Origin of the sequence: Paenibacillus sp. 79R4 (assembly GCF_013393165.1) — a bacterium.
Lineage (GTDB): Bacteria > Bacillota > Bacilli > Paenibacillales > Paenibacillaceae > Fontibacillus.
The window spans coordinates 150,953-175,965 of sequence record NZ_QJOT01000007.1; the positions used below are offsets into that span (position 1 = coordinate 150,953).

At 48.5% G+C, this 25,013-nt stretch carries 19 protein-coding genes, 2 tRNA genes and 1 other annotated feature; of the genes, 16 read left to right on the forward strand and 5 right to left on the reverse strand.

The genetic code is table 11. From position 1 onward, the window contains the following. The first annotated feature begins 587 nt into the window (after nucleotides 1–587). The 12 genes from ilvB to DMN77_RS11900 all read left to right on the forward strand — a co-directional run bounded on the left by ilvB (nucleotide 588) and on the right by DMN77_RS11900 (nucleotide 14,494). Nucleotides 588–2,333: a biosynthetic-type acetolactate synthase large subunit gene (gene ilvB / locus DMN77_RS11845; RefSeq protein WP_068780128.1), complete on the forward strand. Its 1,746-nt coding sequence runs from the start codon at nucleotides 588–590 to the stop codon at nucleotides 2,331–2,333. Beyond that, the gene (gene ilvN, locus DMN77_RS11850) at nucleotides 2,333–2,812 is read left to right on the forward strand and encodes an acetolactate synthase small subunit (protein WP_068780129.1); all 480 of its coding nucleotides are present in this window, start codon (nucleotides 2,333–2,335) and stop codon (nucleotides 2,810–2,812) included. The genes ilvB and ilvN overlap by 1 nt, the downstream gene beginning before the upstream one ends. A gap of 184 nt (nucleotides 2,813–2,996) precedes the next feature. Then, a complete protein-coding gene (ilvC, locus tag DMN77_RS11855) occupies nucleotides 2,997–3,989 on the forward strand; it encodes a ketol-acid reductoisomerase (protein ID WP_068780130.1) in 993 nt (330 codons plus the stop codon). A gap of 206 nt (nucleotides 3,990–4,195) precedes the next feature. After that, nucleotides 4,196–5,719 carry a 2-isopropylmalate synthase gene (locus tag DMN77_RS11860; protein ID WP_068780131.1) on the forward strand — a complete coding sequence of 508 codons (1,524 nt, stop codon included), beginning with the start codon at nucleotides 4,196–4,198 and terminating at the stop codon, nucleotides 5,717–5,719. A gap of 140 nt (nucleotides 5,720–5,859) precedes the next feature. Next, complete coding sequence (locus tag DMN77_RS11865; protein WP_179015113.1) at nucleotides 5,860–6,969, forward strand: glycerol dehydrogenase; 1,110 nt, start codon at nucleotides 5,860–5,862, stop codon at nucleotides 6,967–6,969. Between the two features lie 165 nt (nucleotides 6,970–7,134). Further along, a complete protein-coding gene (locus DMN77_RS11870; protein ID WP_068780133.1) occupies nucleotides 7,135–7,737 on the forward strand; it encodes a class I SAM-dependent methyltransferase in 603 nt (200 codons plus the stop codon). A gap of 143 nt (nucleotides 7,738–7,880) precedes the next feature. Continuing rightward, nucleotides 7,881–8,957, forward strand: coding sequence for a 3-isopropylmalate dehydrogenase (gene leuB, locus DMN77_RS11875; RefSeq protein ID WP_179015115.1), 1,077 nt, complete (start codon nucleotides 7,881–7,883; stop codon nucleotides 8,955–8,957). Between the two features lie 92 nt (nucleotides 8,958–9,049). Continuing rightward, a complete protein-coding gene (locus DMN77_RS11880) occupies nucleotides 9,050–9,598 on the forward strand; it encodes a peroxiredoxin (protein ID WP_068780135.1) in 549 nt (182 codons plus the stop codon). Between the two features lie 200 nt (nucleotides 9,599–9,798). Then, nucleotides 9,799–10,203 (forward strand): hypothetical protein, encoded by a 405-nt coding sequence (locus tag DMN77_RS11885; RefSeq protein WP_068780136.1) that lies wholly within the window; start codon nucleotides 9,799–9,801, stop codon nucleotides 10,201–10,203. Between the two features lie 284 nt (nucleotides 10,204–10,487). Continuing rightward, on the forward strand, nucleotides 10,488–11,756 hold the full coding sequence (gene codB, locus DMN77_RS11890) for a cytosine permease (protein ID WP_179015116.1): 1,269 nt from the start codon (nucleotides 10,488–10,490) through the stop codon (nucleotides 11,754–11,756). Then, a complete protein-coding gene (locus DMN77_RS11895) occupies nucleotides 11,753–13,027 on the forward strand; it encodes a cytosine deaminase (RefSeq protein ID WP_179015118.1) in 1,275 nt (424 codons plus the stop codon). The genes codB and DMN77_RS11895 overlap by 4 nt, the downstream gene beginning before the upstream one ends. Before the next feature lie 360 nt (nucleotides 13,028–13,387). Beyond that, nucleotides 13,388–14,494, forward strand: a complete 1,107-nt coding sequence (locus DMN77_RS11900) for an ATP-binding protein (RefSeq protein ID WP_068780139.1) — start codon at nucleotides 13,388–13,390, stop codon at nucleotides 14,492–14,494. A 77-nt stretch (nucleotides 14,495–14,571) separates the two neighbouring features. Here DMN77_RS11900 and DMN77_RS11905 read toward each other — a convergent pair whose 3' ends face one another. Genes DMN77_RS11905 through DMN77_RS11915 form a run of 3 tightly spaced genes read right to left on the reverse strand, consistent with a single transcriptional unit; the run spans nucleotide 14,572 to nucleotide 17,042 of the window. Continuing rightward, nucleotides 14,572–14,748, reverse strand: a complete 177-nt coding sequence (locus DMN77_RS11905) for a FeoB-associated Cys-rich membrane protein (RefSeq protein ID WP_082790043.1) — start codon at nucleotides 14,746–14,748, stop codon at nucleotides 14,572–14,574. Between the two features lie 36 nt (nucleotides 14,749–14,784). Continuing rightward, nucleotides 14,785–16,803 (reverse strand): ferrous iron transport protein B, encoded by a 2,019-nt coding sequence (gene feoB, locus DMN77_RS11910; RefSeq protein ID WP_179015119.1) that lies wholly within the window; start codon nucleotides 16,801–16,803, stop codon nucleotides 14,785–14,787. Continuing rightward, complete coding sequence (locus DMN77_RS11915) at nucleotides 16,800–17,042, reverse strand: FeoA family protein (RefSeq protein ID WP_068780143.1); 243 nt, start codon at nucleotides 17,040–17,042, stop codon at nucleotides 16,800–16,802. Before DMN77_RS11915 ends, feoB begins: the two co-directional genes overlap by 4 nt. 300 nt (nucleotides 17,043–17,342) lie before the next feature. Here DMN77_RS11915 and DMN77_RS11920 point away from each other — a divergent pair, with 300 nt between their 5' ends. Together DMN77_RS11920 and DMN77_RS11925 are read left to right on the forward strand one after the other, a co-directional pair. After that, nucleotides 17,343–18,302 (forward strand): aldolase catalytic domain-containing protein, encoded by a 960-nt coding sequence (locus DMN77_RS11920; protein ID WP_068780144.1) that lies wholly within the window; start codon nucleotides 17,343–17,345, stop codon nucleotides 18,300–18,302. Nucleotides 18,303–18,475: 173 nt separating this feature from the next. Beyond that, nucleotides 18,476–20,584, forward strand: coding sequence for a putative bifunctional diguanylate cyclase/phosphodiesterase (locus DMN77_RS11925; protein WP_179015121.1), 2,109 nt, complete (start codon nucleotides 18,476–18,478; stop codon nucleotides 20,582–20,584). A gap of 122 nt (nucleotides 20,585–20,706) precedes the next feature. On the opposite strand, the gene DMN77_RS11930 is transcribed toward DMN77_RS11925, so the two are convergent. Together DMN77_RS11930 and DMN77_RS11935 are read right to left on the reverse strand one after the other, a co-directional pair. Further along, nucleotides 20,707–20,777: transfer RNA gene (locus tag DMN77_RS11930), tRNA-Gly, on the reverse strand. A 14-nt stretch (nucleotides 20,778–20,791) separates the two neighbouring features. Next, nucleotides 20,792–20,868 (reverse strand) — tRNA-Pro (locus DMN77_RS11935). 236 nt (nucleotides 20,869–21,104) lie between these two features. Next, nucleotides 21,105–21,388 (forward strand) — a binding site (T-box leader). Nucleotides 21,389–21,451: 63 nt separating this feature from the next. Between DMN77_RS11935 and pheS the strand changes: the two genes are divergently transcribed. Together pheS and pheT are read left to right on the forward strand one after the other, a co-directional pair. Continuing rightward, entirely contained in the window at nucleotides 21,452–22,486 is a 1,035-nt protein-coding gene (gene pheS, locus DMN77_RS11940; RefSeq protein WP_179015123.1) for a phenylalanine--tRNA ligase subunit alpha, read from the forward strand. Between the two features lie 21 nt (nucleotides 22,487–22,507). After that, complete coding sequence (gene pheT, locus DMN77_RS11945) at nucleotides 22,508–24,958, forward strand: phenylalanine--tRNA ligase subunit beta (protein WP_179015124.1); 2,451 nt, start codon at nucleotides 22,508–22,510, stop codon at nucleotides 24,956–24,958. Nucleotides 24,959–25,013: the final 55 nt, after the last annotated feature.

Below are 25,013 nucleotides of genomic sequence, written 5' to 3' on the forward strand. Positions count from 1 at the left end.
ATGGCCTGGTTTTCAGCGGAAATAGGCAAGAATTTAGGCGTTATTTTTTATCATATGACGCTAGGGGTGAGAAGGGTTCCTGCCGGGCTAAAGACCCTATGCCTTGATTTTGGTTAGAAAAAAAGGGTATTGACTCTGGATGTAAAGTGATCATATAATGTTTCTAAACATTTTCATGACAAAATATTGAATCGGCGATGAAGAGGACGAAGGTTTAGGGGCTCTTTGCTCAGAGAGTGGATGGATTTGCTGAGACCACCACCAATATCCCTTAAATGCGAGCTCACCTCGGAGCTGTTTTCCTGAAAGGCTAGCGGACTTATCCTAGGTAAAGTCCAGTCGAAACTTATTAGGGAAAATCGTCAGGTCTGCGTTAGAGACCACAGGTAAGCGCGAGAAGCAAAAGATCGCGAATACTTGTCAAGGCTTGATACTGTGAAGTGTCAGGTAAAAATGGGTGGTACCACGGAAGCGATAACCTTTCGTCCCTCGGAATAGGAGACTATTCCGGCGGATGGAAGGTTTTTTTGTTGTATATCAAACTGAATAATCAAGAGATGATTTAAATCTTGGAAGGAGGATGACTGATGAGCGCGCAAATTCCAGCAGTGCGGTCTACAGAACAATTACGTGAGAAATGGATGAAACCGGAAGTTATTTCAGGTTCGGAAATTTTGCTTCGCAGTTTGCTTTTGGAAGGTGTCGAATGTGTCTTTGGTTATCCGGGGGGCGCGGTCCTGTACATTTATGACGCGATGTACGGATTTGATGATTTCCACCACCTGTTAACCAGACATGAACAAGGAGCGATTCATGCGGCAGATGGTTACGCACGCGCCAGCGGTAAAGTAGGAGTTTGCATCGCGACCTCCGGACCAGGAGCAACCAATACAGTAACAGGAATCGCCACGGCCTATATGGATTCAGTTCCACTGGTGGTGATTACCGGCAACGTGGCAACGAGCCTGATTGGCACCGATGCTTTCCAGGAAGCGGATATTACGGGCATCACGATGCCGATTACGAAGCACAGTTACTTGGTTAGAGATGCAGAGGATTTACCACGGGTTATCCACGAAGCATTTCACATCGCTAACACCGGGCGGAAAGGCCCTGTACTGATCGATATTCCGAAGGATGTCTCAGCGCAGAAAGTAAGATTTGAGCCCGAACAATCGGTTGACCTGCGCGGCTACCATCCGACGGTTGTGCCGAATCGCCTGCAGCTTGATAAGCTGGTGGCAGCGATCTCCGAAGCGGAGCGGCCGGTGATTCTGGCTGGCGGAGGTGTCATCTATTCCGGAGGTCATGAAGGATTGCTCGAATTCGCCAACCGTTCAGGCATTCCGATCACGACGACATTGCTCGGACTAGGCGCTTTCCCAAGCGGACATGATCTGTGGATGGGAATGCCGGGAATGCATGGTACTTATACCGCAAATCAGGCGATCCAGCAATCGGACTTGCTGATCAGCATCGGAGCAAGATTCGATGACCGTGTCACGGGGCGTCTCAACGGGTTCGCACCGCATGCCAAGATCGTTCACATCGATATTGATCCGGCGGAGATCGGCAAGAACGTCAAGACGGATATCCCGATTGTCGGTGATGTGAAGACCGTGCTTGAAATGCTGAATCCGATGGTAGGATACAGCAGCAAGGCTGATGCCTGGAGAGCACAGATTAGCAGATGGAAGCAAGAGAAGCCGTTCAAGTATAAAGATTCCGAAGAGATGCTGAAGCCGCAATGGGTAATTGAATTGTTGAATGATACGACCCATGGCGAAGCGATTGTTACGACGGATGTAGGTCAGCATCAAATGTGGACCGCTCAGTATTATAAATTCAACCAGCCTCGCTCATTCATCACTTCTGGCGGACTTGGCACGATGGGCTTCGGCTTCCCGGCAGCGATTGGCGCGCAGATGGCTCATCCCGATCGACTGGTTATCTCCATCAACGGCGATGGCGGAATGCAGATGTGTGCGCAGGAGCTAGCGATCTGTGCCATCAACAAAATTCCAGTGAAGATTGTAGTCATTAACAACCAGGTTCTCGGAATGGTAAGGCAGTGGCAGGAATTGATCTACGAAAACCGCTACAGCCATATCGATCTCGCCGGCAGTCCGGATTTTGTGAAGCTGGCAGAAGCTTATGGAGTTAAGGGGCTTAGAGCTACCGGCAAGGAAGAAGCGGAGCGTGCTTGGCAAGAAGCGCTTGATACCGATGGACCGGTGCTGGTGGAATTCGTGGTTCATAAGGGAGAGAACGTATATCCGATGGTTCCTCAAGGTTCCACCATTGATCAAATGCTGATGGGGGACTGTGAGTGATGATGAAGAACCATGTTATTGCCGTATTAGTGAATGACCAGCCAGGTGTTCTGCAGCGTGTGTCCGGCTTGTTCGGACGCCGCGGCTACAACATCGAGAGTATTACGGTGGGTCAGTCGGAGGAGCCGGGATTGTCCCGGATGGTCATTGTTACTGAAGGGGATGACACGACGCTGGAGCAGATTGAGAAGCAGCTCTACAAGCTCATCGATGTCATCAAGGTCGTTAATTTGAGTGCCAACCCGATGGTATCCAGAGAATTGGCGCTGATTAAAGTGAAGGCAGAGCCGGCGGAACGCCCGGAAATCATGGGCGTCGTGGAGACATTCCGCGCCGCAGTTGTAGATATCGGTGCCGGAAGCATGATGGTTCAGGTCATTGGCGATACCGAGAAGATCGACGCGATGATCGAGCTGCTCCATCCTTACGGGATCCGCGAGTTGTCGCGAACCGGCGTAACCGCAATGACGCGCGGTTAATCATTTAGATTCATAGCACGCAATACCTTCCGTTCCTGTAAGCGGGGGTTTGAGAGGGGCCGTTCCACCATCGTCTGCACTTCGTTAACGCGACGGCCCTCTGAAGCACCCGCTTAACAGGCGGAGGATCAAATTTATGGGACATGCTGCAAGCAGTCCGACATTATCTAGGAGGGTTATTATCATGGCAGTTACTTTGTATTATGAACAGGACGCAGAACTTAGTGTTTTGAAGGGAAAAACAATCGCAATTATCGGTTATGGCAGCCAAGGCCATGCTCATGCACAGAACTTGCGTGAAAGCGGCTTGAACGTAATCATCGGCCTTCGTGAAGGCAAATCATTCAACAAGGCCCAAGAGGATGGATTCGAAGTGCTGTCTGTAGCTGAAGCTACCAAGCGCGCTGATGTAGTACAAATCCTGATGCCGGACGAGACTCAAGCTTCCGTGTACAACAGCGAAATTGCTCCGAACCTGAAGAAAGGGGCAGCGCTGCTGTTCGCTCACGGCTTCAACGTTCACTTCGGTCAAATCGTTCCTTCCCAAGACAATGACGTATTGCTCGTAGCTCCTAAATCTCCGGGTCATATGGTTCGTCGTACTTACGTAGAAGGCTTCGGGGTTCCGGGCTTGATCGCTGTTCATCAAGATGCTACAGGCAAAGCGAAGGAAATTGGTCTTGCTTATGCCAAAGGAATTGGCTGTACTCGCGCCGGGGTTATCGAGACTTCCTTCCGCGAAGAAACAGAGACGGATCTGTTCGGTGAACAAGCGGTATTGTGCGGTGGCGTAACAGCCCTGATCAAAGCCGGCTTTGAAACATTGGTTGAAGCAGGTTATGCACCAGAAATGGCATATTTTGAATGCTTGCACGAAATGAAGCTGATCGTTGACCTGATCTATGAAGGCGGAATGGCTACTATGCGCGATTCGATCTCCAACACAGCTGAATATGGCGACTATGTAACAGGACCTCGCATCGTGACTGATGAGACGAAGAAGGCGATGAAGGAAGTATTGGCAGATATCCAACAAGGTAAATTTGCTCGCGACTTCATCCTTGAGAACCAATCGAACCGTGCTTTCTTGACGGCAACTCGCCGCAACGAGGCCAATCATCCGATCGAAGTAGTAGGTAACGAGCTTCGCGGACTTATGCATTGGATCAAAAAATAATATCTTTCCCGTTATACATTTCATCGAGCGTCATATGTATGTAGCGTAATGACGTTGTCTTTCAAATGTGAATTCAAAGGGTCCGAAATGGACCTGTTGAATCACTTCTCTTCGGAGCTAAAGTATCCATCCCCCCAATGCGGCCGTGCCCTTCGCGTGTGCCGCATTGGGTTTTATTAGGTAGTTTGTACAGGAGGTGTGCATAAGTGCGCAAAATTTATATGTTTGATACAACACTGCGGGATGGAGAACAATCCCCGGGCGTGAATCTGAATACCCGTGAGAAGTTAGAAATCGCCTATCAGTTGGAGAAGCTGGGCATTGATCGGATCGAGGCGGGCTTTCCGGCCGCTTCGCCGGGAGACTTGGCAGCGGTAAATGCGGTCGCCAGAGCTATCAAGAACTCAACGATTATCGGTTTGTCCCGCTCGCGGACCCAGGACATCGATGCGGTAAGAGAAGCGCTGCAGGGGGCGGAAGATCCTTGCATTCATATTTTCCTGGCTACTAGTCCGATCCATCGTAAATACAAGCTGAAGATGGAGAAGGAGCAGGTGTTGGAGACGGCTCAGGCTGCGCTCAGATATGCGCGTCAGTATTTCTCCAAGATCGAGTTCTCTTGCGAGGATGCCGGTCGTACGGAGATTGACTTCCTGTGCGAAATGACGGCGATGGCAATCCGCGAAGGAGCATCGGTTGTAAATATCCCGGATACGGTGGGATATCTATATCCCTATGAATACGGAAATATCTTCAAAACCCTGAAAGAGAGAGTTCCCGGCATCGAGAAGATCCAATTGAGCGCGCATTGCCATGACGATCTGGGAATGGCAACTGCGAATTCGTTGGCCGCAATTCTCGGCGGGGCCGATCAGATCGAGGGAACGATCAACGGGATTGGCGAACGAGCAGGCAATACCGCACTGGAAGAAGTAGCGATGGCACTGGAGACGCGCAGTGAGTTCTTCGGAGCCAAGACATCGCTTGAACTGTCGGAGATTGCTCGCACGAGCAGTCTGATTAGCCGGTTGACAGGCATGGTTGTGCCGGGGAACAAAGCGATTGTTGGCGCAAACGCTTTTGCACATGAGTCGGGGATTCATCAGGATGGCATGCTGAAGGAGAAGACGACCTATGAGATCATGTCTCCGGAGACAATCGGCCTGAAGGAGAGCAAGCTGGTGCTTGGCAAGCATTCCGGACGCCATGCTTTCCGCGAAAGATTGATCGAGCTTGGCTACAAACTGAATGATGAGAGATTGAACGAAGCCTTTGCTAAATTCAAGGTGTTGGCTGATAAGAAGAAGGATGTTACCGATCAGGACTTGCATGCTCTGCTGCAAGAGAAGCTGGTGGACACACCGGAAGCTTATCAATTGCAAGCGATCTATGTGTCCTATGGCAATGAGTCAACCCCATCCGCCAAGGTCCGCATTCTGACAGCCGATGGCAACACGCTGGAATGGGAAGCGGAAGGCAACGGCTCGGTAGACGCTATCTATAATGCGATCGATCAGGCTACCGGAGAGACGGTGACGTTGTCCGATTACACGATCAAATCGATCAGCTATGGCAAGGATGCTCAAGGGGAGGTTCACGTCGTAATGACGCAAGACGAACTCACTGTACAGGGCCGGGGCGTAAGCACGGATATCCTGGAAGCAAGTGCCCGGGCTTATGTTGATGCATTGAATCGACTGATCGAGAAGAAGACGATACAGAAGTTATAGCAGGCTCAGGTGAAGAGTCCCAACGAAGAGTTGGGGCTCTTTTGTTTGCGTACATACCGGGAAATGATAATGTTTGGCGCATCTGTGCATTCTAAGAATGCCTAAAAGCGGCGAAAACGAGCGATAAAAGGAGATAAGAAATGACCAGTGCCAAATATGTGAAGTCGGTGACCTCGCCCAAAAAATTTATTATCGGAGAGGGCTTGCTTGCCTCAATAAACGACTACATGAAAACTTTTGGTGATTCAGCTTATGTGATCTGCGATGAATTTATCCTGGAACGGGCGCAGGAGGAAGCGGGCAAATCGATCCGTAACGGGGACAATAAAGCCGTATTTGAGAAGTTCAACTATCAGATCACGAAGCAGGAAATAGAACGGCACCGCGATCTGTCCCGCAAGGCAGGGGCCAATATCATTGTCGGCATCGGCGGAGGCAAGACACTGGATACGGCCAAGGCTGCGGCTTACTATGAGAAGCTGCCGGTCGTGATCTTCCCGACGATCGCATCTACTGATGCGCCATGTACAGCCCTGGCTGTAATCTACAAAGAAGATGGCTCCTTCGACGAATACTTATTCCTGCCAAGCAATCCGGATGTTGTCCTGGCCGATACGGGGATGCTGGCTGCGGCGCCTTCCCGCTTTTTTGCCGCCGGGATCGGTGATGCGCTGGCCACCTATTTCGAAGCGAGAGCCTGCTATCGCTCATTTGGCGACAATCTGGTGCTTATGAAGCCTTCCGCCACCGGGCTTGGAATTGCACGGCTTTGCTATGAATCATTATTAAAAAATGCGGTCGAAGCCAAAATCGCTGTGGATAATCATGTGGTGACGCGTGCTGTTGAGGAGACGATCGAAGCTACGATTTACTTGAGCGGCGTAGGCGCGGAATCCGGGGGATTGGCCGCTGCGCATGCGATTCACAACGGGATGACTGCCGTAGAATCATTGCACAAAGCGCAGCATGGGGAGAAAGTGACCTTTGGTCTGCTGACCCAGTTAGTACTGGAGAATGCGCCCCGCGAAGAATTGGAAACCGTAATTCATCTCATCAAGGCGGTTAACCTGCCGCTGACATTGAAGGACCTCGGCGTGGATAAGTTCGAGGAGAAGGAATGGCGCCAGGTGGCGATCGATGCTTGTGCAGAGGGCGATACTATGGGAAATATGCCGTTTCCGGTCAGCCCGGATGATGTATACCAAGCGATCGTGACGGCGAACGCCATTGCTGAAGCCTATCATGATTAAGGGACATAGCTGACAATAGCAAGGCAGGGGCTCTCGGAAATTTGAGGGAGAGATCCTCTGCCTTTTTTGATATCAATGCTCAGGATATGATACTGTAGCTATTACAGGTTAGTCATTGAGATGCACTGGAACAGTTTTTTGAAAAAAATGGACTGGGGGACGGACATGGGAAATACCGATATTTTTGATGCGATGGCCAGTGGATACGATACGCCCGAAAGAATCAGAATCGCCAAAATCATATCCAATGCGGTTCGGGAATACATCGTGGACGGTAAAAATAAAAATGCGATCGATTTCGGATGTGGGACCGGACTTGTTGGAATGGATCTGCTGAATGAATTTCGTTCCGTGACCTTTTTGGATACCTCGCAAAATATGCTTAGACAGATCGAGCAAAAAATGGCTGAGGCCCAGATCCGTAATGCGGCTACGTTATGCTTTGATTTTGAAGCGGCATTTCGCTCGGATATCCGGGCTGATTACGTTATTATGGCACAGGTTTTGCTTCATATCAGCGATGTTGAGCCCGTGTTATCCAAGTTGTATGAGGTTCTTAATCCAGAAGGCCATTTGCTGATTATTGATTTTGATAAAAATGAGGAGATTGCCTCGGACTTGGTTCATAACGGATTCGACCAAGAGCAGCTTATCCGTCAAATGCATCAAATAGGCTTCAAGGAGGTTGCAGCTAAAACCTTTTATACAGGGAGCCAAATATTTATGAATCAGGATGCGTCCTTGTTTATACTGAATGCCAAGAAATAATATCACCTGGTTAAGCCTTTAAACAGCTTATAGTTAAAACCTATTAGTCTAATAGAATCTATATCTTGGTCTAGCCTCTCCGATTATGTTACAACAGAGTAAGGATGTTATTCGTGAAATGCTTGAGGAGAGGAAGATGGACCATGGCTAACGTAAAAAAAATAGCCGTTATTGCCGGCGACGGAATCGGACCCGAAGTGGTTGCTGAAACAGAAAAAGTAATGAAACGTGCGGAGGAACTGTTTGGCTACCGCTTTGAAACCGAGCATGCCTTGTTCGGCGGGATTGCAATCGATGAGAAGGGGACACCGCTGCCGCAGGAGACGCTCGATATTTGCCGCAGTGCGGATGCGGTCTTGCTTGGAGCAGTTGGCGGACCGAAGTGGGATAACAATCCGAAGGAGCTTCGTCCAGAGACTGGGCTGCTCGGCATTCGTAAAGCGCTTGGTTTATTCTCCAATCTACGTCCGGCTGTGGTCTTCGACTGTCTGAAGGACGCTTCCACTTTGAAGCCGGAAGTATTGGAAGGTACGGATCTGATCGTGGTACGTGAATTAACAGGCGGTATTTATTTCGGTGAGAAGTTCCGCCGTGATACGGAGCAAGGACAGGAAGCGGTTGATACTTGCGCTTACAATGTGAGCGAAGTGGAGCGGATTGTGCGTCAGGCGTTCGAGATCGCCCAGAAGCGCCGCAAGAAGCTTGCTTCCGTGGATAAGGCGAACGTGCTTGAGACTTCCCGTCTATGGCGAGAAGTAGTGATTCGGATCGCTCCGGAATATCCGGATGTTGAGCTGGAGCATGTATTGGTAGACAACTGTGCCATGCAGCTGCTGCGCCGCCCGTCCAGCTTCGACGTTATTGTAACCGAGAATATGTTCGGGGATATTCTTAGTGATGAAGCGGCGATGTTGACCGGATCCATCGGCATGTTGTCCTCCGCATCGCTGGGTGAAGGCAGCTTTGGTCTGTACGAGCCTGTCCATGGCTCCGCTCCGGATATTGCTGGCCAGAATCTGGCGAATCCGATCGCAACGATCCTGTCGCTGGCTCTGATGTTCAGAATGACATTTGGTTATGCGGATGCTGCAGATTCGATCGAAAAGGCAGTATCTGATGTGCTTAATGCAGGACATCGTACCGGTGATATCGCTGTTGACAAGAGCAAGGCGATCGGCACGAAGGAGATGGGCGATCTTATCGTCGCAGCGATGAAATAATATAATTTTGTATGCATAGCATGAAAATAAGTAGTCCAACCTAAATAGAAGCGCCTTTGTTTCTAACCATTTGTTGAGGAGGAAATTTTCAGATGGCAGAACGTTTGGTAGGCAGACCAGCTCCTGAATTCGATCTTGCGATTGTAAACGGAGACGGCCAGGAATTTGGACGCAAGAAGCTGTCCGATTATCGTGGCGAATGGCTGGTGTTCTTCTTCTATCCGTTGGACTTCACAGAGGTATGCCCGACTGAGATCATGGCGCTGAGTGAGGCTTACCCGCGGTTCAAGAAGCTCGATGCTGAAGTTCTTGGCTGTAGCGTAGACTCTGAGCATAGCCACAAAGCATGGATTAATACGCCGAAGGCCAGCAATGGTTTGGGACAGTTGAACTTCCCGCTTGCATCCGATATGACGAAGAGTGCAGCCCGTGATTACGGCGTACTCATCGAGGAAGAGGGCGTCGCTCTTCGCGGCCTGTTCATCATAGACCCGGAGGGCGAAGTGAGATACCAGGTCGTTAACCATAACCATGTCGGACGTAGTGTTGATGAGACCTTCCGCGTTCTTCAGGCTCTTCAATCCGGCGGTCTTTGCCCCGCAGATTGGAAACCTGGAGACAGGAATCTTCAGTCGAAGTGATATTTGCAAGCCCTCTGCATGGTGTTCCATGCAGGGGGCTTTTTGCCCACGGTACGTCATTCGTTATAGATATTTGGTAATAATTTCGTGTGCTACAGAGGAATTACTCGCACCGTTCTCGAATAAATTATTTGAAATCACATCTTGAAGGTGGATATAATACTTGAGTGTGAACAAGGATCTGGAAAGGGTGACAGGGGATGAGTTTTTGCTGCGGTGCTAGTATGCTTGGAACTAAGGGGACTTTGAAGCATTATCGTACCCAGGTCCATAATGTTCCCTTGCTGTTCTGCCCGGTATGCCATCGGGTGGAAGTCCATTACAAAGTGGAGAATGAATATGAGATATTGGCGGAGTACGCACATGGGGATGGTGTCTCAGAAATTGATTTTCAGGATTTCGTCATGGAGGATGAAGAATCGATCTTCTGCAATTGTGTGAACTGTGAGGAAGAGGACCCGCTTGATATCGTTCAGAGCCAAATTGATATGGCGCTTGATCTTTTGGCATTCTCGAAGCATATCGGCGATGACAAGTGGGAAAGAGAGCTTAAGAAGCGGTTAGCAGTCATGAGTCGACGCAGAACCAAATTGCTGCAGAAATAGATTTCCATGTATTGTCAGTGACAAAGTGTATTTTTTCTGTGATAATGTTTACAACTTTATATTGATACCTTTAAATCAGTCCCGTGAGACTGGCAAGGACAGCGGACCTTATGATCCAACAAGGCATTATTATGTCTATTTGGTTTGATCATAAGTAGAAGAGGCGTATTGTCAGAAACGGCAATGCGTCTTTTTTATTGCAAACATTTTTTGCACGGTTCGATGCTCTCCAAGCATGTACAAGCATCATGCGGTATCAATCATCATGTTATTTGGAGGCGGCTATGGAAAAAGTAGATTTGGAATTCTCATTGGAACCTGTGCCCCAGGCACATCGCAACGGATTTTGGAAAATTCTCGCCGTTATGCTGGGCTTCACCTTCTTCTCTGCCAGCATGTGGGCAGGCGGAACCCTTGGCAACGGTCTTAGGTTTTCTCAATTCATTTGGATCGTGCTGGCCGGAAATTTGATTCTTGGTGTTTATACCGGGGCACTGGCTTATATCGCTGCAAGAACAGGGCTGTCCACACATTTGCTGACCAGATATGCATTTGGGGAAAAAGGATCGTATCTGTCCTCATTGCTGCTCGGCTTAACGCAGGTAGGCTGGTTTGGCGTAGGTGTGGCGATGTTCGCTGTTCCAGTGCAGAAAATGACCGGTATGAACGTATATGTGCTGATCCTTATCTTCGGAGTGCTGATGACGGTCACTGCGATTTACGGGATTAAAGCACTGGCGATTATCGGCATTGTCTCCGTGCCATCGATTGCCATCTTGGGGAGTTACTCGGTGCTCGAGGCGACCAACACGGCAGGGGGACTTCAGGGCTTGCTATCCTATGAACCGGCCCAAGCGATCGGGATTGCTACGGCCCTCTCGGTTTGCATCGGTTCCTTTATTAGCGGCGGAACGCTGACGCCCGATTTTGCAAGATTTGCAAAAACGGCTCGTTCCGCAGTAGTGTCCACGGTAGTGGCGTTCTTCCTTGGCAATTCACTAATGTTCTTATTTGGCGCCGTCGGGGCGATTGTATATGGAAAGTCAGATATCTCTGACGTGATGTATCTGCAAGGCTTAATCATTCCAGCGATCATCGTACTTGGTCTGAATATCTGGACCACCAACGAAAATGCCTTGTACGCTTCAAGCTTAGGATTCTCCAACATTACGAAGATATCGCGTAATAAATTTGTAATTGGAAATGGGCTTCTAGGTACGGTTGCTGCGATGTGGCTCTATAACAATTTCGTTGGATTCCTTACGATATTGGGTTCTGTTCTGCCTTCGATCGGAGCGATTCTATTAACCGATTTCTTCTTGCTCAAACGTGGCAAGTATCAGAAGTTTGAGGATATGAAATTCAGGCAAGTGAACTGGAACGCTCTAATCGCATGGGGAGGGGGCGTACTTATCGCCAAGTTTGTACCGGGGATTCCACCGGTCAACGGGATTCTGGGCACAGCAGTGATATATGTAATCGCCATGAAATGCTTCCCACTGCGTGAGGAGCAAGCGGCAACAAAGATAATTCATGAGGGGGTTCATCAATGATTATTCAAAATGCAAAATTAAGAGCTCAAGAGGGGCTATGGAATATCGTTGTACAGGATGGGAAATTTGTGAGCATTACAGAGTCTCCGGTGAATACAGAGGGACATGAAGTAATTGATGTCGCCGGTTCGCTCGTGCTTCCACCGTTTATTGAACCGCATATCCACCTGGATACGACGCTCACGGCCGGTGAGCCGGAATGGAATCAAAGCGGCACGTTATTCGAAGGAATTCAACGTTGGTCACAGCGTAAGGAGACGTTGAGCCATGATGATGTAGTGCTTCGCTCCAAGACGGCGCTTAAATGGCAGATTGCCCAAGGCATTCAACATGTGCGGACTCATGTTGATGTGACGGACCCTGATCTGACCGCTCTGAAGGCGCTGCTTGAGGTCAAGGCAGAGATGGCTCCATATGTAGACATCCAGCTTGTCGCCTTTCCGCAAGAGGGCATTCTATCGTTCCCGAACGGTGCAGAACTGCTGGAGGAAGCGATGAAGTTAGGAGCGGATGTGGTTGGCGGGATTCCGCATTTCGAATTTACACGTGAATACGGCGTCGATTCCATGAAGATCGTGTTTGACCTGGCTGAAAAATACGATCGTCTGGTGGATATTCATTGTGATGAGATCGATGATGAACAATCCCGGTTCGTCGAGGTTGTGGCCAAAGAAGCCTTTGAGCGCGGCCTCGGGGCACGTACGACAGCAAGCCATACCACAGCAATGGGCTCTTATAATGACGCTTATGCGTACAAACTGTTCCGTCTGCTGAAAATGTCAGGCCTTCATTTTGTATCTAACCCGCTCGTCAATATTCACCTTCAGGGCCGATTCGATACGTATCCGAAGCGCAGAGGTCTCACCCGTGTAAAAGAACTGCTGGAAGCAGGGCTTAACGTATGCTTTGGGCATGATGATATCTTCGATCCATGGTATCCGCTGGGCACAGGGAAGATGCTTCAAGTCCTTCATATGGGAATTCATACCGCTCAGCTCATGGGGTACAAGCAGATTGTTAATTCCATTGATATGATAACGACAAACAGCGCCAAGACGCTGCAAATTGAGGAGAAGTATGGGATTGAGCCAGGCAAGCCCGCCAATTTCATCGTCCTGTCCGCAGAGAATGAATATGAAGCGATTCGGAAACAAGCGACCGTTTGCTATTCCTTCCGTAACGGTAAGCTTATTTCCGAGACGAAGCCTAGCGAGACTACAATTAACTTGTTGAACGGAACGGAAAAAGTTGATTTTAATAGAGAAAATTAAACTTTTAGACACAAATCAATAAATAAAATAACAAGAGCACTTCCAATGGGGGTGCTTTTTAACTTTTTTGGATATTTTTTTGGAGAAAATGGGTAAATTTAAGCGATACCTCTTTTTTCGACAGTATCTCTGATTGACGTTTTCTGGAAAAGTTTACTATGATTTAATTAGGGCTATTGTACAAGCGTATAAGGAGTTGGTTATAATCTGTGTTGAGGGGTTTCCTTAAGAATTTAATAGCAAGAACCTTTGAGTAAAGATCAATGCCGTAAGAACGTGGAATGGGACTATTGCAAAATGACCGTAGACCGTAGGTTGACGTATATAGGCAGGTAGATCATTTGAAAAAGGGGGATCAACTTGTTGAGTGAATTCCAGGATACATTACTTGAGTCCGTCAAAGCATTTCAATCAACCCAGCTTGTAATGAACAAGTATGAAAATGTGCTCCAGCATATGGATAGCGGAATTATGCTGTTCGATAGTGAGGGAGTGCTGACTTTTATTAATGTGCAGATGGCTAAGCTCCTTGAAACCCCGCGTCATGCATTGATCGGATGTAATTTGTTGCAAATATTGCTTCACCCGCATCTGAACCGATTTAAGAAGAGGAAGATTTTGCGTATTTATCGCGAGACTATTTTTTATCGCAAAAGGAATCATGAGGTCATTGATGAATATGGCCGTCACTGGTTGATCACGGTAAAGTATGGGGACCAGATGGATGGAGATTTCCTGCTCAGTGTAAAGGATGTTTCTGAATTCAGGCAGATTGAGCAAACGGCATATCAAAATGATAAGCTGGCCATGCTTGGGAAAATATCAGCCGCCATTGCTCACGAGATTCGCAATCCGCTGACGACGATCCGCGGCTTCATTCAGTTGCTGCGCCCTCACCTGGTCCAATTGGGCAAGGATGAATATGCAAGGATTATTCTGGCCGAAATTGATCGCGCCAATGATATTATTTTTGAATTTCTCAACTCTTCCAAGCCCACCGCTCCGCAAATGGTTGTGGTTAGCGTCTATTCCTTGTTGAAGGAAGTTGTGCTCCTGACGGAAAGCGAGGGGCATATGAAAGGCTGCGAAATCAACCTGCTCCTGTCCGAGGAGGCAAACCTGAATGTGTCCATTGACGTGAAGCAGATTAAGCAGGTTCTATTAAATATTATTAAGAATGCGCTGGATGCGATTGAAGAAGTCAAATGCGATCACTCCGGAGTTATTAATATCACAGCAAAACCCGAAGGGAAATATGTGAATATATCTATTCAGGATAACGGGAATGGCATCGATAAGACGCTGTTAGCCCACCTCTTTGATCCTTTTTTCACGACGAAGGAGAAGGGGACTGGACTTGGCTTATCGGTTAGCTACCGGATCGTAAGAAATCACAAGGGAACGATTTCCGTCGATAGTATCAAAGGAGCGGGGACGATCTTTGAGATCTGGCTCCCCATAGTATAGATTTTGCATAAAGAGAAAAAAGGCAGTTCATCATTACAACGGTGAGCTGCCTTTTTTACATTTCAAGCTATGACTCATTAAGATTGGGATTCACAACGGGAAGAAGATGATGTCTGATTGGCATCCCCACAGGCCGCGCAGGAATTACGCTGTGAGCAGCCGGCGCATTCGCCTTGTTTGCTCTTTTTGAAGCCGCGATACAGAGCAAACAGAGCAAATCCGAAAACCACACCAATGATCAGGATATCCGCCATCACTATCACTTACCTTTCCTTGAACTTATATAGTTCTTATACATACCCTAGCAATCTTCCGCCCTGATAAATGATAAACGACATGATATAGGCAAGCGTTAAAGAATAGAAAACAGCGAACGCTGTCCATCTCCAGGAGGCTGTCTCCTTGCGAAGAACGCCTACCGTAGCGAGACAAGGTGTATATAATAGTATAAATACCATGAAGCTGATAGCTTGCAGCGGTGTGAAGGCCAGCGCAATTTGCCCTTGCAGTCCGGCCATGTCCGGCACATGATAGATAATATTCATCGTTGATACGACGACCTCTTTGGCCATGAAGCCTGTAATAAGGGCTGCTCCGGATTGCCAGGTGCCAAAGCCAAGCGGATGAAGAAGGCTGGCGAACAGCCCGCCGATATGAGCGAGGAAGCTGTCATCCATCGTATCGGCTACTCCTCCTGGTCCCACATAGGATAGCAGCCAGATCAATACAGACCCGCCAAGAATGAACGTCCCCGCTTTGCGTAAGAAGCCTTTGCCCTTCTCCCAAGTGCTGCGGAACAGGGTGGTGGATTGCGGCATACGGTATGGCGGCAATTCAACCATGAAGAAGGACTTCGAATCTTTGAACATGAACAGCGAGAACAGCTTGGCTAATACTAACGCCAGTACGATCCCCAGCAGATATAAAGAGAAGACAACAAGCGCCTGGGCCCGTGCAAAAAATATACCTGCGAACAAGGCGTAGACGGGCAGACGGGCTGAGCAGGACATCAGCGGAACGAGCAGCATGGTCAGCATCCGTTCCTTCGGTTGTTCAATACTGCGCGAGGCCATAATGCCTGGAACATTGCAGCCAAAGCCGATGATGAATGGGATCAGTGCCTTGCCATTAAGCCCTGCAAGCTCCATGATTTTGTCCATCATGACGGTAATCCGTGCCATATAGCCTGAATCCTCAATGAAGGAAATAATCAGGAACATAATGAAAATCTGCGGAATAAATACAAGCACACCACCTACACCGCCGATAATCCCGTCGATTAAGAGCGCACGCGTAAATTCTGAAGCTCCCACCGCTACAAGTCCGTTCTGGATCCATGTGCTGAGCGGACCAGAGAAGAAGGACTCCAATAGATCGGACAACGGATTACCAAGCCAGTCAAAGGTCAGCTTAAAGGTAAACATCATGAAGACGAGAAATATAGGTATTCCCCAAAAGGGATGAGTCACGACGGCATCGATTTTCTCCGTGAATGTGTCAGGCTTGCGATGACTCGTGTCGACAGTTTTTGCACAGATTTCTTGAATATGCTTCGTTCTTACTGAGCGGATATACTCCTGTAAAGTGGATGGGGTTCCTGCGGTGTGCAGCCGCTGTTCAGCCAAATCGCAAATGGATTGCACCTTGGTCTTTTGCTCATCACTAAGCTTCAGTGAACGAATAACAGCTTCATTGCGCTCCAACAGCTGAAGAGCGATGAAGCGATCGGACGGGATATGATCAGGGATAACAGAATTTAATTCCCGGGAAATGTTACTGATGGCCGCTTCGACAACATTTCCGTAATCGATGCGAAAATTCGGTGCTTTCACTGAAGAGCTGCTGAGTAGGCCAAGCAGTTCTTCAGTGCCTTTTCCCGTACGGGCCACAAGGGGCATGACAGGAACGCCGATTCGAGCTGCCAAGGCTTCCAGATTAATGCGGATACCGTTCGATTTAGCAACATCGATCATATTGAGTCCAATTATGATCGGCTTCCCGTATTCTAAAAGCTGAAAGGTTAAATAAAGATTTCGCTCAAGTTGAGATGCATCAACGATATTAACTAAAAGACTGGGGGAATCCGACACCAAATATTCAGCGGCGACCCCTTCATCCCTTGATAAGGGGTGCAAGGTATAAATGCCGGGGAGGTCGGTTAATTCTCCACTTTTATTCTTAAGATGTCCAACCTTCTTCTCAACAGTTACTCCCGACCAGTTGCCTACATATTCATATGAGCTGGTGAGCGTATTAAATAGCGAGGTTTTACCTGTATTCGGATTACCGATAAGAGCCGCATTGTTCATGAGACCGCCACCTTGATTTCCGCCGCTTCTTTCTGGCGGATTCCAAATAGCTGACCGCTGCATTCCAGCATTAATGGTCCTCCGCATGGGCAATATCGCTTGATCGTAATATTGGAGCCAACGGAGATGCCAAGATCAGCAAGACGACGCTTCAGTGCAGGATCGATGGATCCAAAGTGACGTATTTCCGCGGAGATTCCCGGTCTCAGACCGAGTAGACAGTTATGGCAGTCAGACATGGTAGATCGCCCCTTATTATAATGAAAGAATTAGAAGTGGGTCATTGATTTGCTTCCATAATAAAGCATTCATCATAAGCTTCTCTATGAAATTACAATAATAATTAATATTAAATGGTAGTATTTCTTAGCTGATAATCTGATATTGATAATCACTCTCAGTAGTCCCCAATAAATATAGCAAAGCGAAAAATAAACAACTGTGATGTGAATCACAGCGTTTTGTATCTTTCCCTTTACATTTTCAATTACCTTCAAGTAAGATGGATAATAAAATAGATGAGTGAAAGGGATAGGAAGATGAAAGCGAACCAATGCAAGATTGTCGATTGTACTATCCGGGATGGCGGGTTAGTCAATAACTGGGATTTTAGTGTGGATTTTGTGCAAAAATTGTATGCCGGTCTGAATGAAGCAGGCGTGGATTATATGGAAATTGGATATAAAAACTCTCCGAAGCTGCTTAAGGGAGCAGATGAGGCAGGGCCTTGGCGCTTCCTGGACGACGATTTCCTGCGCAAAGTGATTCCGCAGAAAGGAACCACCAAACTTTCCGCCCTGGTGGATATCGGTCGGGTAGATGAGAATGATGTCTTGCCTCGCAGCGAGAGTATGCTTGATCTGATTCGAGTAGCCTGCTACATCAAGGATGTGGATAAAGCTCTGGAGCTTGTTCAATTGTTCCATGACCGCGGTTATGAGACGACGCTGAATATTATGGCTTTGTCGAATGTGATGGAGAATGAACTGCTTGAAGCATTCGAGATGATCAAGGAGAGCGTAGTGGACGTTGTATATGTCGTCGATTCTTATGGTAGTCTGGATTATAAAGATATGGAGTACCTGGTAGACAAGTTCAAGACCCATTTGCCTAATAAACGCTTGGGCGTTCATACCCATAACAATATGCAGTTGGCATTCTCGAATACGTTAGTTGCAGCGGACAATGGGGTGGAATTTCTTGACGCTTCTGTGTACGGGATGGGGCGCGCTGCAGGCAACTGTCCTACAGAACTGCTCGTCACACATTTGAAAAACACGAAATATAATCTTCGTCCCCTGCTTGTTGTGCTTGAGGAGCTGATGGTGCCGCTTCGCGAGAAGGAGGAATGGGGTTATCTGATCCCCTACATGATCACCGGAACATTGGACGAGCATCCACGTTCAGCTATGGCGCTTCGTGTATCGGATGATAAAGATAAAGTTGTTGATTTCTATGATAAGCTCACGACGCCTGAAGTGAATTTCAAGAAGAAGTAAGATAGACTATGGGAAGCCCGGTTATTTTCGATAGCCGGGCTTTTTTTAATGTTCAGAAAGAAACGCGGTTTTTAGCGATTTTTGTCCTTGGGTCAGGGGAAAGGCAGGAAAATAGCGGATGATGTTGAATTGTACAACTAAAGAATATACCTCCGGGGGTTGAGAGCGCAAAGATGGGCACAAGGACAGAGAGAAGAACAGCTTTAATCCAGGGAGGAATCGGGCTGGCAGGTATGCTGGCTTTCATAATAGCATCCGCTAGGCTGGACAGCTTGGGTATTTCTGCGGATAGCATGCGAGCGTTATTGATTCTTGCCGGATTGGTGATTGGAACAGTATCATTTGCGATTTTTGCTCAAGGTTGGATTTTGTTTGCGGACAAATTGTCAAGACAGCGTTTGTATACGGCGGTCCTCTTTTTCATAATCGGTTTATTGGATGTATTACATATATCGGCATATAGCGGGCTTAAGCTGTTTGGAGTAGAGACCGGGCTTCATTTATCGGATACGCTGCTTGCGATTTCGCATATGCTTGGGGCTTTGGGAATTTTGTTTATTTTCAGTAAGGAAGATAGGCAGTTGTCGGGCAAACATAAATTTACGGCCTTTATCGGTGGAGCATTGGTCAGTGCCATCGGGATTGGACTGCTATATACATATCAATGGAAGCACCCTGAATGGCTGGAGTACGACGGACGCAGCCTCGGCAATTCAGTCATTTGGATAGCGACGCTGCCGATAATCTTATTGGCGATGGTATCGATGGTTCGCCGATCGTGCAAGGCGAGTTCCTCTGCGGCGATCACGATGGTTCGGGCGTTGATGTTTATGCTGCTGGGGCATATTTTGCTTATGTTGGTAGACATGCAGGCTAGCTTGCTTCATGCTGTCGGTGAATGGTATATGGTACTCTCTTATTATTTTGTAATGAAGGGAGTATACCGCCTTACGATTGAAGAGCCGTTCCGCAGCCAACAGGCCATTGAAGCTATGATGAAGCATATGGTCGATCATGATGAATTGACCGGATTGCCTAATTTGCGGCGGATGAAGGAGGAGCTTGGACAAGCGGTGCGTTCCGGCGCTTCGTGTATCGGCATAGCGGTGATTAATATCGATCGCTTCAAGGCGATTAATGATTCTCTCGGCTATGGCGCTGGCGACAAAGTGCTGACGGAGGTAGGCGAACGACTGACAGAGGTGTGTCGGGACGCCGAGAAGGTCTACCGGATGGGTGAAGATGAATTTGCTCTTGTTTTCGGCGAGGTGAGCGATGCGGAGGCGGCTGAACGTCGTGCAGTGTGCTTGCTTCATACAGTCAATCCATCGGTCATCCTCGATGAGACAGAATACCACATCTCCCTTTCAATGGGGTTAGCCGTCTATCCTGTAGATGCAGCATCCGTTGAGCAGGTCATCCAATACGCTGATATGGCTGTTCATCATGCCAAGGATCAAGGGCAGGAGTTCTCGCGTTACGTCGATAAGTTAAGGCTGGTAACCCAGGCCCGAATCGAATTGGAAAATGATATGCGCAAGGCGCTGGATCAGGAGCAATTCTTCCTGGAGTTTCAGCCGCAATTCAGTCTGCAGACAAATCAGATGGTAGGCATGGAAGCGCTAGTGCGGTGGAGGCATCCGAAGCGAGGGATCATTCCCCCAGGGGAATTCATTCCGATCGCTGAGGATAGCGGATTGATCGTTCAGCTAGGTGAGTGGGTATTAAGAACGGCCTGTCAGTACAATAAAAAGTGGCAATTAGCAGGTTATCCGCCGCTATGTATGTCTGTTAATCTCTCGATGCGCCAATTCCGTCAGTATAACCTGGCTGAAAGAATCGGAGCGATCCTGACGGAGGTAGGCATGGAGGCGAAGTATCTGGAGCTTGAGGTCACGGAGAGTATGACTTATGATATCGAGACGGCGCTAAGCCAGCTACACAGCTTGAAGCAGCTTGGCATCCAAATTAGCATTGATGATTTTGGAACAGGCTATAGTTCGCTCTATTATTTGAAAAGCCTGCCGATTGACCGTTTGAAGATCGACCGGGCTTTTGTGCAGGAGCTAATGCTGGATGGAAATGATGCCGCTATCGTATCTACAATCACGGCGATGGCGCACCACCTGCAGCTCAAAGTGACGGCCGAAGGGGTAGAGAGCGAGGAGCAGCTTGAGTTTCTGAAGCAGCAGAACTGTCATGAGGGGCAGGGCTTTCTATTCAGTAAGCCGGTTGCTGCAGGCATATTAGAGAATGAGTTCCTTAGTCGGCTTGCCGGCTAGGGAACTTTTTATATGAGGTGAGGCACCTATGCGGTATAAAGCGGAGTGCTATTTTACAGGAGCATATAAAATTGTGAGACAACAACAGAAAATCCCTTGCATCGCAAGGGATTTACATGAGAAGCGGGTGATGGGAATCGAACCCACGCTACCAGCTTGGAAGGCTGGAGTTCTACCATTGAACTACACCCGCAAATGACGAAAATATGGTCGGGATGACACGATTCGAACATGCGACCCCCTGGTCCCAAACCAGGTGCTCTACCAAGCTGAGCTACATCCCGTTGTCGTAATCAAAGGAACTGACTCCTTTTGAAGACAAGAAATAATATATCATTTTTAGAGCTGGAAGGCAAGACCTTTTTTAAATAAAAATCTGTCCCCCTTGATCAATTTAGGTCACTCGTATCCGGACTATGATTAGTTGATAGCTAAGGCAGTCATTCAGGTCCGGGAAGCTTGCCATTTGGGGGGAGTTTGCATATAATATTGGATAAGTGTAATCAGTTAAGCCAAACATATAAATGTAATGATGGAGAAGAGTAAGCAGAAGCCTTCTTACAGGGAGGGGACGCCGCAGATTGAGAGCGTCTCTACGAAACTCAGACTGCTGAAGTTCACTCCGGAGCAGTTCCTTGAACCGCCTGTTTCACCAGAACGGGAATTAGGCAGTAGGGGATACCGGTTACGAGCCGTTATTCGTTAAAGTGAGAGCATTATTGCTGTAACAGTGATACGCCTGGAGCGTGTGCTGCACGCTGTAGGCTCTAACAAGGGTGGTACCACGGTCTTTTCGTCCCTTTTCGGGAGAAGAGGCTTTTTTTGTTTGCACCAACATGATTTTTAATGTTTAGGGAGGATAAGTTCATGAAAGAACGTTTGGAAGCACTCAAGCAGGATGCATTGGAACAGCTTCACAAGGTTGCAGATGGAAATCATCTGAATGAGCTGCGTGTTAAATATTTGGGCAAGAAGGGTGCGCTTACGGAAATTTTGCGCGGTATGGGAGCTTTAAGCGCCGAGGAACGTCCGGTTATCGGTCAAGTGGCCAACGAAGTTCGCGGGGCTATTGAAGCGCTTGTGGAGGAGAAGAGCGACCTCTTTCAACGTCAAGCAACTGAGCAGCGTCTGGCAGCCGAGCAGGTAGATGTGACCTTGCCTGGCCGTCCGATGAAGCAAGGCGCGGTTCATCCGCTGAATCAGGTGATTCAGGACATTGAAGATATCTTCATCGGAATGGGCTATCGGATTGCTGAAGGTCCTGAGGTGGAGACCGATTATTATAACTTCGAAGCGTTGAATTTGCCGAAGGATCATCCGGCTCGCGATATGCAGGATTCTTTCTATTTAACGGAAGAGCTGCTGATGCGTACGCAGACTTCTCCGGTCCAGGTGCACACGATGGAGCAGATGAAGGGCGAGGTGCCAATCAAGGTCATTTGCCCGGGAAGAGTATATCGCCGCGATGATGACGATGCGACTCACTCCTTCCAATTTCATCAGATCGAAGGTCTGGTCGTCGGCAAAGGGATCCGGATGAGCGATTTGAAGGGAACCTTGCTCGAATTCACGAAGAAAATGTTTGGCCCGAATACGCAAATTCGTCTGCGTCCAAGCTTCTTCCCGTTTACCGAGCCCAGTGTGGAGGTTGACGTAACCTGCGTGAAATGCGGCGGCAACGGCTGCCGGGTGTGCAAGCACACCGGATGGCTCGAAATTCTGGGCAGCGGCATGGTACACCCTCGCGTGCTGGAGATGAGCGGCTATGATCCTGAAATTTATAGCGGTTTTGCATTCGGTATGGGTGTGGAACGAATCGCAATGCTGAAATATGGAGTGGATGATATTCGTCACTTCTTCAGCAATGATCTTCGTTTCTTGCAGCAGTATGCCAGAATTTAATAGCGGAAAGGGGAAAGTCAGATGAAAGTATCAGCCGAATGGTTATCTAAATATGTATCGCTTGAGAATGTAGATATTACTGAGCTTGCAGAGCAAATTACGCGCTCGGGCATTGAAATTGATTCGATCGAAAACCGCAACAAAGGGGTGACAAAGGTTGTTGTAGGTTATGTGAAGCATAAGGAGAAGCATCCGGATGCAGACAAGCTGAACGTGTGTACAGTAGATGCAGGAGAGGGTGAGGATCTGCAGATCGTCTGCGGAGCCAAGAATGTGGACGCTGGCCAGAAAGTTCCGGTTGCGCTCGTGGGCGCCGAACTGCCCGGCGGCTTGAAGATCAAGAAGGCGAAGCTTCGTGGTGTTCCTTCCCATGGTATGATCTGTTCTGCGAAAGAGCTGGGGCTGAATGATAAGCTGCTGCCGAAGGAACAGCAGGAAGGAATTCTCGTACTGCCGGAGCAAGTGGAGATCGGTACGCCGATTGCCAGGCTGCTCGGACTTGATGACCAGATCCTCGACTTTGATCTGACGCCGAACCGTTCCGATTGCTTGAGTATGCTGGGTGCAGCCTACGAGGTAGGCGCGATTCTCGGAAGAGAAGTCAAGCTGCCAACGCCGGAGAAGGAACTGGTAGAAGTGCGGAAGCCAGCCAGTGAATATATCGCTGTGAAGATCGATGCTCCGGCAATGTGCGATCGCTATGCGGTTCGCTATATGACAGGCGTTCAGATTGCCCCTTCACCGCTATGGATGCAGAATCGGCTGATGGCTGCGGGAGTTCGCCCGATCAACAATATCGTTGATATAACGAACTACGTAATGCTGGAATATGGTCAACCTCTGCACGCTTTCGATGCCGACAAAATCGCTGGCGGTGTGATCGGCGTTCGTGAAGCCAAAGCAGGGGAGAGCCTAGTTACGTTGGATGGACAGGAGCGCAAACTGGGAGCGGGAACGCTCTTGATTGTGGATGGCGAAGATCATCCGATCGCTCTGGCCGGTGTCATGGGTGGGCTTAACTCGGAAGTAACCGAACAGACGACGAATATTGTGCTGGAATCGGCCAAATTCAGCGGCAGCTCGGTCAGAGTGACGTCCCGTCATTTAGGACTTCGTTCAGAGGCGTCCCTCCGATTTGAGAAAGAGGTGGATCCGAACGCTGTAATTCCGGCTCTGAACCGGGCGGCTGCACTTATGATGAAGCATGCTTCTGGCAGCGTTCATCAAGGCGTAGTTGAGAAGGTTGTCAATCAGCCGAAGGAGCGGATTATTTCCTTGTCCCTCAGCAAGCTGAATGCTTTCCTTGGCACGGATATTTCGTCGCTTGAGACGAAGACGATTCTGAGCCGTTTGCATTTTGATTGCGGCGATGTGGCCGGTAATACTATTGAAGTGCGTGTGCCTACACGTCGTGGGGATATTACTCGCGATGTTGATCTAATCGAAGAAGTGGCCCGCTTGTATGGATATGACAATATCCCGACTACTGTAATTGAAGGGCCAACGACGGCTGGCGGTTATACGAAGCCGCAAGCTTTGCGCCGTTCCTTGCGCAAACTGCTGGTGCATGGCGGTTGGCAGGAAGCAATGGGATATTCCTTTGTGAAGGAAGGAAGCATTAAACGATTCCCACGTCTGGGCGAAGGAGAATATGAAGTGAAATTGGCAATGCCGATGAGTGAGGAACGGGGCGTGCTGCGCAGCAGCCTGCTGCCGGGGCTGACTGAGATCGCGGTATATAACCGTAATCGCAAGCAGGATAATCTGGCATTGTTCGAGATCGGCAACGTATTCTTATCTAAAGAGCAAAAGCTGACGAAGCAACCCCAGGAGATGTCCGTGCTTGGAATGCTGCTGGCTGGAAATCGTCATGAGAAACGCTGGAATGTGCCTCTGGAGAAGGTGGACTTCTTCGATATTAAAGGAGCGCTGGAAAGTGTATTTGAAGCGCTGGGTCTAAGTGAAAAAATCTCCTATGAAGCGAACAAGCCAGTCGGGTTCCATCCAGGACGTTCTGCTTCCGTGTATCTCGATACAGCGGAAGGAAAGCTGTGGATAGGTACTTTGGGACAGCTTCATCCAGAGCTGCAGCATGAATTGGATCTAGAGGATACGTATGCGGCAGAATTGCTGCTTGAACCGATCTACCGTCATGCAGGGGCAACGGTGGTATACCGTGATTTACCGCGTTTCCCTTCGATGCAGCGCGATATTGCTGTTGTGGTCAGTCAGGAAGTTCAAGCTGGCGACTTGATCGGGTCGATCCGTAAGACCGCTGGCGAATTGCTGGAAGCCGTTGAAGTATTCGATGTATTCACCGGCAGCAAGCTGGGAGATGACAAGAAGAGTGTGGCCTTGTCACTTGTGTACCGTCATAAGGAGCGGACATTGACGGATGAAGAAATTACGGCAGTGCATGGATCTGTGGTGAGCGCGCTTGAGCAAACTTTTGCTGCTGAATTAAGAAAATAGCAGGAATTGTACAAAGTCACATCGAATCAAGTACAAGTAAACGATTCGATGTGAC

What these genes read in the sequence shown, in the direction of transcription:
- DMN77_RS11905 (WP_082790043.1), bottom strand. Translation starts at nt 14,748, where the DNA reads ATGGCGGATATCCTGATCATTGGTGTGGTTTTCGGATTTGCTCTGTTT.
- pheS (WP_179015123.1), top strand. Translation starts at nt 21,452, where the DNA reads ATGAAAGAACGTTTGGAAGCACTCAAGCAGGATGCATTGGAACAGCTT.
- DMN77_RS11915 (WP_068780143.1), bottom strand. Translation starts at nt 17,042, where the DNA reads ATGTCTGACTGCCATAACTGTCTACTCGGTCTGAGACCGGGAATCTCC.
- DMN77_RS11925 (WP_179015121.1), top strand. Translation starts at nt 18,476, where the DNA reads ATGGGCACAAGGACAGAGAGAAGAACAGCTTTAATCCAGGGAGGAATC.
- ilvC (WP_068780130.1), top strand. Translation starts at nt 2,997, where the DNA reads ATGGCAGTTACTTTGTATTATGAACAGGACGCAGAACTTAGTGTTTTG.
- ilvB (WP_068780128.1), top strand. Translation starts at nt 588, where the DNA reads ATGAGCGCGCAAATTCCAGCAGTGCGGTCTACAGAACAATTACGTGAG.
- codB (WP_179015116.1), top strand. Translation starts at nt 10,488, where the DNA reads ATGGAAAAAGTAGATTTGGAATTCTCATTGGAACCTGTGCCCCAGGCA.
- DMN77_RS11920 (WP_068780144.1), top strand. Translation starts at nt 17,343, where the DNA reads ATGAAAGCGAACCAATGCAAGATTGTCGATTGTACTATCCGGGATGGC.
- DMN77_RS11870 (WP_068780133.1), top strand. Translation starts at nt 7,135, where the DNA reads ATGGGAAATACCGATATTTTTGATGCGATGGCCAGTGGATACGATACG.
- feoB (WP_179015119.1), bottom strand. Translation starts at nt 16,803, where the DNA reads ATGAACAATGCGGCTCTTATCGGTAATCCGAATACAGGTAAAACCTCG.
- DMN77_RS11895 (WP_179015118.1), top strand. Translation starts at nt 11,753, where the DNA reads ATGATTATTCAAAATGCAAAATTAAGAGCTCAAGAGGGGCTATGGAAT.
- DMN77_RS11885 (WP_068780136.1), top strand. Translation starts at nt 9,799, where the DNA reads ATGAGTTTTTGCTGCGGTGCTAGTATGCTTGGAACTAAGGGGACTTTG.
- leuB (WP_179015115.1), top strand. Translation starts at nt 7,881, where the DNA reads ATGGCTAACGTAAAAAAAATAGCCGTTATTGCCGGCGACGGAATCGGA.
- DMN77_RS11880 (WP_068780135.1), top strand. Translation starts at nt 9,050, where the DNA reads ATGGCAGAACGTTTGGTAGGCAGACCAGCTCCTGAATTCGATCTTGCG.
- pheT (WP_179015124.1), top strand. Translation starts at nt 22,508, where the DNA reads ATGAAAGTATCAGCCGAATGGTTATCTAAATATGTATCGCTTGAGAAT.
- DMN77_RS11865 (WP_179015113.1), top strand. Translation starts at nt 5,860, where the DNA reads ATGACCAGTGCCAAATATGTGAAGTCGGTGACCTCGCCCAAAAAATTT.
- ilvN (WP_068780129.1), top strand. Translation starts at nt 2,333, where the DNA reads ATGATGAAGAACCATGTTATTGCCGTATTAGTGAATGACCAGCCAGGT.